This is a genomic window from Psychrobacillus psychrodurans (assembly GCF_050209195.1).
Taxonomy (GTDB): Bacteria; Bacillota; Bacilli; order Bacillales_A; family Planococcaceae; genus Psychrobacillus; species Psychrobacillus psychrodurans.
The window spans coordinates 132,110-144,967 of sequence record NZ_CP189791.1 but is presented as its reverse complement, the minus strand read 5'-3'; the positions used below and the strand labels follow the sequence as shown (position 1 = coordinate 144,967).

Below are 12,858 nucleotides of genomic sequence, written 5' to 3'. Positions count from 1 at the left end.
TACCATCAATGTATATAGAAATAACCAATTTTTACATAATATTTACATTTTTACTAAACCTTATAAAATCTTTACAAGAATGGAGTCTCTCATGCGGTTAATATTTTTTATACTAGTAATTTTATGTTTAGTTGCAGGCTGTGATGACCAGGAAAGTAATATACAGCCTCTTTCCAATGAAAAGTTTTTAATTATCGCGCACCGCGGGGCTTCTGCTATTGCGCCTGAACATACCATTGTTGCTTACGAAATTGCTCATCAGGCTGATGTCGACTATATTGAAATAGATTTACAAATGACTAAGGATGGAGTCCTTGTTGCCATGCACGATGAAAAAGTGGATCGTACAACGGATGGAACAGGATTTGTAAAGGAGTATACTTTGGAGGAATTAGAACAGTTAAATGCAGGGAAATGGTTTAATGAAGCATTTCCAGGGTTAGCTAATAGAGAGTTTGAACAAGAAGGAGTGCCTACTTTAGAGGAAATCTTTCTCCATTTCGGAGATGATGTAAACTACTATATCGAATTGAAGTCTCCAAGTATCTACGAGGGAATGGAAGAAAAGCTATTTACTTTATTAAGAAAATATAATTTAATTCGAGATACAGGGGACTTACCAAAAGTAATTGTGGAGTCGTTTAATGAAGATAGCTTAACAAAGTTTCATGCACTAGAACCGCAGCTTCCTCTGATTCAACTATTTAGTTTCAAAGAGAAAGCTGCTTTATCCCATTCTGATTATAAACGATTACAAACTTATGCTAGTGGAATTGGGGTCAATATAAAATCGGTTGATCAAGACTTTATCCATGATGCACAATTAAATGGATTTAAGGTTCATCTTTTTTCTATTAAAAATGAAATAGAAATGAAAAATGCATACCATCTTGATGCAAATGGGGTTTTCACAGATACCCCCACCCTAGGCGATATTCTTTTGCAAGAAGAAAGTTAGTTTCCAACTTGTAGGGCATGTTCGCATAGTTTACGGAAGCTTGCTTCAAATTTTTCATTGTCTTCTTTTTGGCGTTTTTTTGGTCCCTTCAAACGACCACCAGCCTGTCTAATTTTCTTGGATATATGGCGACTATCTAGAAGCTGGTCAATGTTTTCAGGGGTATACCATCGCCCGTTTTGATCGATAGCAAACCCTTGTTTGGCTAAAACCATCGCAGCTAGACCATAATCTTGCGTCACTACTATGTCACCCTTGTTTACTCTATTCACTAAAACAAAATCTACTGCATCTGCTCCTTTAGATACCATTACTGTATCTGCACCTTCTCTTTGCATATAATGCGCGGTATCACATAGTAATGTTACGTTCATTTTAAACTTTTTCGCCACATGAATAGTCAAATCCACTACTGGACATCCATCTGCATCGACCAAAATACTTACCATCTTACGCACCTCTTTTTAACTTCCTTGCATTCCATTGTATTATACCCAATCGTTTAAAGTACAATGTATTGAGAAAAGCACTTCTAAAGTTTTAAGTCAGCAATCTTACTTTAATAAAAACATTTGTTTATACTTTCTTATCTTTTGAAAAAAACGTCCAAGATTCTGGACGTTTTACTTTTCATATGCTCCTAATAGTTCTACCGCTTTTTCTGTCATCGATGTATCTACCGCCTTATCAAAGTCTACATCCCCACTTATTGCTCCGTTTTCTTTGTATGCATTATATTGCTTTAATACATCATCTAAAAACATTTTACCATCTGGGTCTAATCCAGTAACATAAACTTTCTCCCAGAGTTCAGAATCTTTTAGCGAAGTATGCTGCTTCATAATATCTATAATCTCGGTTTTATTTTCACCTTTGATAAAGGCATCATTGTAGTCTCGAACACCTTTTAAATAGGCAGCCATAAATCGAAGAGATACATCCTGTTCATCGCTCATAAACTGTGGAGACCCTAAAACCATTGCAATTTGAGACTCTGGCGCATAATCAGTCGCATCTCCAAAGCGCTGATGAAAACCATTTTCAATTCCCTGAGCTATCAAAGGCTCAATCTGTAACGCCGCATCAATAGATCCGTTTTCAATTGCACCCAACATACTTCCGAAATCGGCAAGTAATATAAGCTCCACGTCCTCAGATGTTAATCCAGCGTGCTTTAGCATTTCCAAATAGATATATTCATCAATCGAGTTTTTAGAGGATATTGCAATTTTTTTGCCTTTAAAATCTTCGTATTCTTTTATTTCATCTACCATATGATTACCAATAACAAATGAGAAATAGGATTTCCCTGGAACATTATGCCCTTTGTCTGCGATAATCTTCACGTCAATTCCTTGTGCAATGGCATTAAAGAACGATGCAGTTGATACCCCTCCTGCGATATCTACATCCCCAGACGCAAGGGCTGGTAACATTTCATCACTATTCGAGAATACTGCAAACTCTACATCTATATTGTAATCCTCAAAGTATCCTTTTTCTTTTGCAATATAAAACCCTGCTCCAGAAGCGGATCCATCCTCTGCAATAATTACTTTCACTTTTTCATCCAGCGGTGCAAGGTCTCCTGAAGGATTGTCTTTACTAACTTCATCGTCCACTCCAGTTGTACCTTCCTTGTCTTTGGAACTACATGCACCTAGTAAAAGTACAACTGATGCTATAATTATAAACCACCATTTTTTCACATATGTCCTCCTTACTTTCTTGACTTTTGCACTTCCTGTTGCAAGTGATTCCAGATTGCTATAAACTGCTCCGCCATTTCTAAATTCGCACGAACTTGTTCCATTGTGCGTGGTCTAGGAAGAGGAACTTTTATTTGATCTACTATTTCTCCTGGTTGAGAGCTCATTAGCACTATGCGGTCACTTAATAGCAAAGCCTCATCAATACTATGCGTTATAAATATCACCGTTTTTTTCGTTTCGGACCAAATAGAAAGTAGTTCCTCCTGTAATATAAATTTGTTCTGTTCATCCAGTGCTGCAAATGGTTCATCCATTAGTAGTATTTCCGGGTCATTAGCAAATGCCCGCGCAATGCTTATTCGTTGTTTCATACCACCAGAGAGTTCTTTTGGGTATAGCTTCGAAAATTTGGAGAGACCGACTTTTTTCAAGTAATAATTGGTTTGCTTTCGAACAAACTCTTTTGGCAAATGACGCATATTAAGTCCGAACGCAACATTTTCTTCTACTGTTAACCAAGGAATAACTCCCTTTTCTTGAAAAACCATTGATTGTAGCGGCCGAAAATCTGTATCCGATTCTATAGAAAATGTACCCGAACTTGGCTGCTCTAGCCCTGCTAGTATTCGTAGTAAAGTTGTTTTCCCACAACCACTCGGGCCAACTATACAGACAAACTCACCTTCTTCTACACTTAACGTAATATTTTGTATAGCTGTTACACTATTATTTTTCTTGTAAAATACTTTCGTTAGGTCATTAATAGAAATCTTCGCTGATTGGTCCATCTATTCACCTCCACGGGACAATTTTTCTTTGTACCCCACGTAAGAAAAGAGAAAACAAAAATCCAAAAAAAGAAATGAGTATTAATCCTACAAACATCTCTTTCAACATAAATGCTTTATAAGAAGTCCAGATTAAATATCCGATACCTGATGTAGCTCCCATCATCTCCGCTGCAACAATCGTAAGAAGTGCAATCGCCTGACCCATTTGAATGCCTTCTAACATAACCGGCAGTGCTCCTGGAAATGCAATTCTGATAAAGAAATCACTTGGACTTGCTCCATAATTTTTGGCCACATCTAAATGAACTTTTTCGATATTCAACACACCAGCGACAGTATTAATAACCACTGGGAAAAATACACTACCAGCAATGGTAACAACTTTTGAAAAATCCCCAATACCAAAAAGGATGATTATGATTGGAAGTAACGCTAAAGTCGGAATGGGCATAAATGCCATGACAATCGGCGAGATAAAATGACGGATCGGAGCATACAACCCCATGAGTAGTCCAATGATTATTCCTGGTATTACCCCCAATAAAAATCCAGCAGCTATTCTATATAAAGAGACGGAAATATGTGTCCATAGCATGCCGCTTGTCATTAACTCAAAAAACGTAGAAACAATTGCAGATGGCGGTGGAAAGAACCGTATATCAAGTACACCTGTGCGTGAACAAATTTCCCACAGCAATAGAATAAAAATAGGTGAAATAATAGTAAGTAATTGCTTTCCGCGTTCTTTTACCTGTCGCTTCTTCCATTCCTGTTGTTCCATTTCGTAGGGATTGTATAGTTTGCCCTCTTTTTCTTCGTGCATTTTTCACCACCTCTTCTAAAAATAATATGACGAAAGAGGAATTTGTGTGAAAGACAGCCTATTTTTAAATTGACTTAAAATGTATCGTTTGGTAACTTTAAAGCAAAAGGAGGAATAATATGACAGATATACAGTTAAGATCGAGTCGCGAAATTCCATATTTTATTTTATCTATTATATTCAGTGTACTCATTTACTTTTTAGCAATCGCTTCAATAATCGGAATAGCTATTTTACTAGCACTTATTTTATTTAGTATTTATGCACTTTACATGTCGTTGGGTTATATCCGTGCAAATGGAATTCGCATTAGTGAAAAGCAATTTCCGGATGTATATGAAAGAATTGTACATATTTCTCAGGAAATGGGTTTAAAAAAGGTGCCAGATGTATTCGTGGTTCACTCAGAAGGGGCATTCAATGCTTTTGCAACCCGTTTTTTAGGAAAACATATGGTAGTTCTCTATTCAGAAGTTTTTGAGCTTGCTAGAGAGCAAGGGAATGCTGAACTCGATTTCATCATTGCTCATGAACTTACACATATAAAACGTAATCACGTTTTAAAAAACACGTTTATCTTGCCAGCACGTTTAGTGCCTTTTCTATCGCAAGCATATAGTCGTTCCTGTGAGTATACTTGTGACCGACATGCAGCATTCTTTATACGTGATGGGGCTGCTGCAAAACGTGGACTAACCATATTGAGTATTGGGAAACAGCTATATAAAGAGGTTAATGAGGATGCTTACTTAGAACAAATCAATACCGAATCGAATGTATTTATATGGTTGAGTGAAGTACTGTCATCTCACCCGACTACTCCAAAAAGGGTCCAAGCAGTTGGACATTTCATGCAAGTAGAGGGCACTCCACTTTATTATCCTAATACTTCAAAAATCGCACTTGGTATTGGTGCATTACTAGGTATTTTCATCATTGGATATATAGGAGTCATAGCAGTTATGGTAACTGGTGCAGTAAAGTATGAAAATTTCTTTACAGGTGACTTGTTGCAAGAAGAAGTGTTATCATCTGAGGCTTCCACTACAGAAACTTCGACACTAGAGAGCACTGCACCTTTAACAGAGGAATCACTTAATTTGACTCCACTTATGGATGCAGTTCTAGCTGATGATGAAGAAGCAATTCGTGAGCTTGTGGCTAATGGAGTCAATTTAGAGGAAAGAGATGCAGAAGATACAACTGCTTTACACCATGCCGTTTATTCTGATAATAATGCAATTGCTGAGTTATTATTGATCTCTGGTGCTAACCCAAACACAGAAGATCAATACACTAATGCGTTAACAGCTTCGTTTTATTATGAGAATTACGACATGGCAGCACTACTATATAAATATGGTGCTAATCCTGCTGCTCTTGATCCAGAAGGATATTCAGGCAACAACATAATGGGAGTCAATAGTGATGATGAATTTCTTGATTCACTAAGTGAATTCACTAGTGCTCCATAGTTGTAGGCACCAAATTAAAGAGTAATATTATGATATAAACTCATGCCTAAGTAAAAAGCAGGCTCCCGACGATACGTTTCGGGAGTCTGCTCTATTTATATATTGAATCAATTCATAAAAAGATAATTAGTAATAAACTCTGTTGATTTATGCTCCAAAGTACTTTCATGTCGCTACCTAGCGCATCTGTTAAAAAGTAGGATGTTCATATCGGTTATAGATTTGTAATAACATTTGACTTTAAAAACGCTATTAATATATACGAATACAATAGCATATTTTTAAGAAGTAATTTTAGGTGAGTTGTTCATACTAAACTTGCATATAGATATCATTCGCCTCGTAGACTTCCACACAGTTTCTACCTTTACGTTTTGCAGCATATAAAGCCTGATCGGCTTGTCGAATAAGTTGTTGGACAGAATATCTATCCTCTCCCGCTGACATTTGAACATAGGATACCCCAAAACTTGAAGTTACAAGAATTTCTCTTTCATTAAAGGTCGTAAAACTTTCTTCTATCGCTTGTCGAATTCTATTCGCTCTAGATGTAGCCTCCATTAGAGTGGTTTCTGGCATGCATATAATGAATTCTTCCCCTCCGTAACGCCCCATAAAGTCTGTTACTCGTAATTCTTCCTTAGTAATGCTTGTAATATGGGTCAATACTATATCCCCTGCCTCATGACCAAATGTGTCATTTACCCTTTTAAAATGATCGATGTCAAACAATATAATGGATACAACCCCACCGTCGGCTTTTAAGTCATCAAATATCATTTCAGATTTTCTCATAAAGAACGTGCGATTATACAACTGTGTCAAGCCATCTAAACTTGCTAATTGCTTTAACTTTTCTTCCATTCGCACTTTTTCAGTAACATCGACAAAGGTAACAATTTTGCCCACATGTAATCCACTTTTATTCTCAACTTTGGAAAAATTAATCCGGAAGTGTGTAACCCCTGATTCTAGAGAACTGGTGTAATCGCACTCCTGCTCCTCTTCTAACATTTCTGCAAGTAAGGGATTTTGAATGAGAACTTCGTCAACTGGTTTACCGATATGGTTCGAGCTCATAGTAGGGATAACATTTAATGCGGCTTTATTGTAGTCAACTATCACCCGATTTTGATTTAACACAATCACGCCTTCTTTCAAACTTTCAAATACACTTTCCCTAGCAATCGGTGCCACATTGAACATCTGTAAGGATAAAAGGGCCACACCGTGGAACATAAAAGTGACACTTAATGAAACTGGCCCAAGATCAATGCCATTGCTCCAATCCTTTAGATAAAAGTAATTTGCTATGATTGGAGTGAGCAAGCCTGCTACCATCAATAGAATTTGCATACGAAACATGAATAAAGATTTTCGAAATTCCCTTAGCAATATCAGAACGGACATTGTTAAACATACAAACAGGAAAATGGCATGAACATAAAACCATGGACCCCATTCTAAATCTAGTAGTGGCAAAGGCCCATTCTTATCCACCTTTATTGTTCTGTAATAAAAATGATGAAGTTCATTTGTTTGCACCATAAATATTGTAGTGAGGGGAATGACAAAAAGAGCGTAATTCCACGTCTTTATTTTATGCCCTACATACTCCATACACATGAATAGGACAAATATTGGTATAAGTGGCATGACGAGATACTCGATACCAAGCCAAAACTTCATTTGTTTTAAGGATGTACTTGCTAATTCAAAAGCATAAGCAAAGATAAAGATTGATGATAATAATGTAACTACAATGTACGACTTTGCACCAGGAGCATCTTTAGCTTTTACTCGTATGTACAAGCTAAGAAATAAACTTATTGTGCCCGCCAATATAACTATCAGAATGTATGACAAGTATATTTCTCCGTTCCCAATTATTTCATTTTGTAATACTTATTATATAGTAGATTATTGTCTTATGACTAGATAGCTCCGCAGCATGATGGCTACTCACTCCCTGATATCACCAGTTTTAAAGTTTTACGAATTAAATGTTCTTGGCACATTTAAATTTACTTCTATAGGATTAATTAATACTTGCTACTTGCGCCTTCTTACGTAGTGAAACCACATTATTAGGATTCGTTGCCCACTTTGTCATTAAATCTAACTGTCTCTTTTTCAAATCTTCCAATGGTTCCTCTAGCATTTCCACCCTTTTAAACTTTTCTAGAAAAACTGAGGAATCTTTTATCTTTTTATATCCCCCGAATCCTTGGTCGTCATTTAGTAGCCAGACCACTCGTTGAATTTTAGCAAACAAAATTCCTCCGGTACACATAGGACAAGGTTCTAATGTGCTATAAAGCGTGAACTTTTTGTTGTTAATTTTAGCATCAAACATTGTGGACCCTGCATTTCGAATTGCTTCTATTTCAGCATGCGCCGTAATATCTTGGCTAGTATGCACTCTATTTCTACCTTTACCAATTACGTTGAAATCCTCATCTACGATAACCGCACCTACCGGATACGTATTCTCCTGAAGTGCTTTCTCCGCCTCTTCCAATGCCAACTCTAAGAAGACTCTATCCTGATCCATTTGAATATCTCCTCTATTTGAATCTATTTCATAAAGAATATTATATAGTTAAATCCGAACAACGCTGATTTCCGCTCTAGGCGGACGCTTTCCGCGGGCACGGCTTCAATCTCCTCGTCACCACGTTCCTACGGGGCTTTCAGCTCGCGCTGTTCCCGCTGGAGTCGCCGCCTGACACTCCAATCAACGGGATCGCTATTAAAAAAAGAATATTATATTACGATATTAAATAAACATTCGTATTTTTAAATGAAACAAGTAATTATGAAATTGACTCATTTAAAAACAAATTTTGTTCGACTATAGCCTTCTTTTTGTTTCTCAACTTCTAAAATGGCAGGAATAGCTGCTTTTAGCTCTGCCACATGGGAGATGACACCAATCATACGACCAGACTTTTGTAAGTCGATCAATGTATCAATTGCTTTGTTTAGAGACTCTTCATCGAGAGATCCGAAGCCTTCATCAATGAACATTGTCTCGATACGTATATTCCCTTGGAAGCTTTGGATGACATCTGCCATTCCCAGTGCAAGACATAATGAGGCATTAAACTTTTCTCCGCCTGACAGTGTTTTTACGTCTCGTTTTTGACCCGTATATGCATCGTATACATCTAACCCCAGACCACTTTGTTTCCCATGCGTTTCTTGTCTGTCACTTCGTAGCAATTGGAATTGACCACTCGACATATGTTTTAATCGTTCGTTTGCAGCTTGGACAATTTGCTCCAAATACTCAATTTGCACATATCGTTCAAATGATATTTTCAGCTGATTATGTCCTCTCAATATGTCATAAAGGTCCATAATTCGATGAACTTGTTCCTCTAATAGTGTAATCCTTTCACTAGTTGAGGTAATCTTTTCTTCTATTTCTCTTCCTGCTTTTTCGTATTCCTTTGTACTATTACATTCTGCTAAAGCTTGCTCATATACTTCTTTTAACTGATGCAACTCTTCCTCGAGAGGTCCCAGTTCCACTTTTGTTTTGTTTTCAAGTTGGACTTTTCCTTCTCTTACTTGTTCCGTTACTGTATGAAGCTGTTGTCTATACTCATTACATTGAATTTTCAAGAATGACCGATCCGATTCAGGTAGCTTCGCCGACATATATGCTTCCACAGTTTCAAAGGATGCTTTGTTTAAGGCTTTATGGAACTGCTCTTGAGCTTTTTCTCGTTTTAGTTCAGTTTCTTGTAAAGACACTTTTGAATGCTCAAGTACCAACTGGGCTTTTGTATTTAATTCTTGGGCAATTTTCATCTTGTTTTGTGCTTCTTCCCACGCTTGCTCGAAGAGATCTTTTTGTTTCTTCGCCTGAGTAATTTCTATTTTTAAATGCTGTAGGGTTGGTATATGGCTAGGTATTGTATCTAACTTTGATGCATACACAGCTTTTGCTTGCTTCGCTTGGCTACACTTCTCTCTGTATAATGTATCGACATCTAGCTTTTCCTGTTCTAGCTTTTCAACTTTGGCTAAAGCATCTTTATAAGATTGTTTCAATGAAGACAGTGTTTCTTTTTCTAGACGAAGTTGTTGAACTTCTCTTTGCATATCTAGTAGATCCGTTTCTACCTGCTCCACTAATCCAGCATCTACTTCATATTCCTCTAACTGAACGAGTACTTTTTGTATTTGCGCTTCCGCTGTCTCTTTTTTTGCTTTATAGGTTAATAGTGTAGATTCTTCCTTATTAAGTGTTGCCTTCGCTAAGCGAAGCTCACTTTCTTCCACCTTACGCTCTCCTGTAGCAACATGTGAATCTATATGATTCTTACTTCCACATACTGGACAGGGTTCTCCCATTACTAGCTTAGATGCTAGTATACTTGCCTGACTTCCTATCCATTTTTGTTCAATGACATCATATGTTTCTTTACATTGCTCGAACTTGTTTTGCTGTTTTATTTCCTCCGTAATAAGTATATTTAGTTGCTGATCAACCACCTTATATTCTTGCAGCTTACTGTGCTGTGTTTGTAACAAAGCAAGCTGTTGTCCTTTGTTGTCTAAAGATTCAACACGTTCTTCTAACATCTCTATTTGATGCTTTTGTTGCTTACTAGCTTCTTTTTGACCTTGAAGACTTGCAGTGATTTTCTCAAGCTGTTGTTCCAACTGTTCGTTATTTTTTTCTAAACTTAAAAGCTCAGTTTTTTTAATCTCTAAATCTTCAAATATAGGTAATAATCCGCTTAAGTGAATAACTGTCTCTATATTTTTTTCACGAATTTCCTTATTTTTAGATTCTTTTATAAAGACAGCTTCTACTTGCTGCAATTTGTCTTCTGCAGCAACCTTTTCTATTTTCGATTTCTCAAATAAATTCTGTTTCCCTTTTACATCTAGCTCAAGCTCATTAAAATAACTTTCGACGGGCTCTATATTGCTTGCAAGGTCAGCAAAATCTAATTGTTGCTGTTTCTGTATGAATTCTTCTTTACGTGCCTCCAGGTCTGCTAGCTGCTGCACCTTTGCTTCTAACTCATTGAAGCGGTCATTTACCATCTTAGATTCATGGTAAGACTTTTGTTTGTTTATATGTTTTTCATACGCTTCTTCACACTTACGTTCGTCTAGTGTGATTTTCTCTTCATAAAAGTTAGTCTCTTCTTTTAATGCTTCCACTAATTGAAAAATATTAAAGTTATCTTCTTCTATTATTTGAAAAAGATTTGACTCTCGCTTTGGAAATGAAGCAATAATTTTTTCCGTGAAATTTTCCTGCGTTAATTGTTCTGTTTTAAGTTCCGCCTCTGCAACTACCTTTTTCTCTTTTAGCTTTTCATGAATCATTTTGTATGGTTCTGTTTTAAAAATCTTGCGTAATATTGCTTCTTTGTTTTCAGTCGTAGAGGTTAATAGTTTTCTAAATTCGCCCTGGGGTAACATGACAATCTGACTGAACTGATCTAAAGTCAATCCAATGGTTTCTTCTACCTTTTTATTAATCTCCGATACAATCTGTCGTTCTACAGCTGGTATTTCTCTTGTTGCTTGTATCTCAAAAAATTCGTATCTTTCACCTGTTGCACTTTTATTGCCTTTTTTCACATGAGGTAGCTGTCGCAAAATACGGTAACGTCGATTATGAATCTCAAAAATCAACTCAACAGAAGTATGTGTATCATCTGTTGCGAAATCGCTTCGCATCATTTTCGTATCGCGGCGATCCTCTCCGCTTCCGGCACCGTAAAGCGCGAAACAAATCCCATCAAATATAGTCGTTTTTCCAGCCCCAGTTGCTCCAGAAATAACAAAAAGCTGATTTTCATTTAGCTCTGTAAAATCAATCGTTTCGGTAAGTTTGTATGGTCCAAAGGCACTCATTTTCAGTTGAATTGGTTTCAATTAATTTTTCCTCCTTCCCGCTCTTCCTGTGCTAATAGAGTTAATACTTCTTTAAAAATTTGTTCAGTTTCTTCAGACGCTTCTTTTCCACTGACCTCGGTGTAAAACGAACGAAATAATGTGAATTCATCCTTTTTCGTCCTTCCAACTTCTTGTTCTTTTGACAAACCTATTAATTGGAAAATTTTTCGTTCCACATGCATGGCGTTAGGATAGACTGTTCGTATTTGCTCCATCGGAGATAGAATTGGCGTATCGTCTAATAGTTTTACAAACACATAGTCTTCACTAACTGTTTGTTTTAAAATATCCTGCAGGAATCCCTCTACTGTCCGCATATCCCGAGTAGGTTCAAGTAGTCGTTTTTCCACAGTCGTTTTTCCTTTTCCATCTATCTCCACGATCAAAAAGCCTTTTTTATGGTGTTCCTCCGAAATTGAATATTTCAACGGGGATCCCGAATATCGAATTGTTTCATTTAATACGTAGTGAGCTTGGTGTAAATGTCCTAGAGCTGTGTAATGAAAAGGTTCGAATAGATTTGCATCTACATATTCTGCTCCACCTATAGCTAAAGGTCGTTCAGAATCACTTGTATTTTCCTCTTCTTGACCATGAGGAGTCACGAATGCATGTCCTATAAACACATGCCTTTTCGTTTTGTCCATTGTCTCTTCTATTGATTCTATTATTTTTTTCATGGCCTGGTTATGTGTAATAATTGTCTCTTCTTCCAATAGGTATCGAACTTGCGAAGGATCTGCGTATGGTACAAGGTGGAAATGCACTTCTCCGTATGTATCATTTAAAATGATAGTCTGCATATTTCGACTTAATTGACCCACAATATGTAAGCCTGTTTCTTTCATGAGCTTACTACCAAAGTTTAAGCGACCAGGACTATCATGATTTCCTGCAATCGTTAATAAGGGGGTTTTACGTTTTAACACAATCTCTGCAAACATTTCATCTAGTAGATGCACTGCTTCCGTTGGGGGAACAGCTCGATCGTATAAATCCCCCGCAATAATCACTGCATCTGGTTTTTCTATATCGATTGCTTCAAGAAATTGTTGTAATACAATGCGTTGATCGTTGGTCATATATACACCTTGCACTAATTTACCAAGATGCCAATCTGCTGTATGGAAAAATTTCAAAGATATACACTCCTTTTTTAAATAGGTTT

10 protein-coding genes are annotated in these 12,858 nt (G+C 36.9%); 2 read left to right on the top strand and 8 right to left on the bottom strand.

What is annotated here, in order from left to right; translation table 11 throughout:
- The first annotated feature begins 91 nt into the window (after nucleotides 1-91).
- Nucleotides 92-958: a glycerophosphodiester phosphodiesterase family protein gene (locus ACQCPR_RS00750; RefSeq protein WP_093495399.1), complete on the top strand. Its 867-nt coding sequence runs from the start codon at nucleotides 92-94 to the stop codon at nucleotides 956-958.
- Here ACQCPR_RS00750 and ACQCPR_RS00745 read toward each other — a convergent pair.
- The 4 genes from ACQCPR_RS00745 to ACQCPR_RS00730 all read right to left on the bottom strand — a co-directional run bounded on the left by ACQCPR_RS00745 (nucleotide 955) and on the right by ACQCPR_RS00730 (nucleotide 4,284).
- A complete protein-coding gene (locus ACQCPR_RS00745) occupies nucleotides 955-1,407 on the bottom strand; it encodes a YaiI/YqxD family protein (RefSeq protein WP_090570619.1) in 453 nt (150 codons plus the stop codon). The genes ACQCPR_RS00750 and ACQCPR_RS00745 overlap by 4 nt on opposite strands.
- A gap of 174 nt (nucleotides 1,408-1,581) precedes the next feature.
- A complete protein-coding gene (locus ACQCPR_RS00740; RefSeq protein WP_090570616.1) occupies nucleotides 1,582-2,667 on the bottom strand; it encodes an ABC transporter substrate-binding protein in 1,086 nt (361 codons plus the stop codon).
- An 11-nt stretch (nucleotides 2,668-2,678) separates the two neighbouring features.
- Nucleotides 2,679-3,458, bottom strand: coding sequence for an ABC transporter ATP-binding protein (locus ACQCPR_RS00735; protein ID WP_090570613.1), 780 nt, complete (start codon nucleotides 3,456-3,458; stop codon nucleotides 2,679-2,681).
- Nucleotides 3,459-3,462: 4 nt separating this feature from the next.
- A complete protein-coding gene (locus tag ACQCPR_RS00730) occupies nucleotides 3,463-4,284 on the bottom strand; it encodes an ABC transporter permease (protein ID WP_090570610.1) in 822 nt (273 codons plus the stop codon).
- Between the two features lie 119 nt (nucleotides 4,285-4,403).
- Between ACQCPR_RS00730 and ACQCPR_RS00725 the strand changes: the two genes are divergently transcribed.
- Nucleotides 4,404-5,759, top strand: coding sequence for a M48 family metallopeptidase (locus ACQCPR_RS00725; RefSeq protein ID WP_427137923.1), 1,356 nt, complete (start codon nucleotides 4,404-4,406; stop codon nucleotides 5,757-5,759).
- 312 nt (nucleotides 5,760-6,071) lie between these two features.
- On the opposite strand, the gene ACQCPR_RS00720 is transcribed toward ACQCPR_RS00725, so the two are convergent.
- The 4 genes from ACQCPR_RS00720 to ACQCPR_RS00705 form a co-directional block, all read right to left on the bottom strand.
- Nucleotides 6,072-7,625 carry a histidine kinase N-terminal 7TM domain-containing protein gene (locus ACQCPR_RS00720; protein ID WP_427137922.1) on the bottom strand — a complete coding sequence of 518 codons (1,554 nt, stop codon included), beginning with the start codon at nucleotides 7,623-7,625 and terminating at the stop codon, nucleotides 6,072-6,074.
- Between the two features lie 172 nt (nucleotides 7,626-7,797).
- A complete protein-coding gene (locus ACQCPR_RS00715; protein ID WP_427138886.1) occupies nucleotides 7,798-8,319 on the bottom strand; it encodes a nucleoside deaminase in 522 nt (173 codons plus the stop codon).
- A 269-nt stretch (nucleotides 8,320-8,588) separates the two neighbouring features.
- Nucleotides 8,589-11,669, bottom strand: a complete 3,081-nt coding sequence (locus tag ACQCPR_RS00710) for an AAA family ATPase (RefSeq protein ID WP_427137921.1) — start codon at nucleotides 11,667-11,669, stop codon at nucleotides 8,589-8,591.
- Nucleotides 11,666-12,829, bottom strand: coding sequence for an exonuclease SbcCD subunit D (locus ACQCPR_RS00705; protein WP_427137920.1), 1,164 nt, complete (start codon nucleotides 12,827-12,829; stop codon nucleotides 11,666-11,668). Before ACQCPR_RS00705 ends, ACQCPR_RS00710 begins: the two co-directional genes overlap by 4 nt.
- Nucleotides 12,830-12,858: the final 29 nt, after the last annotated feature.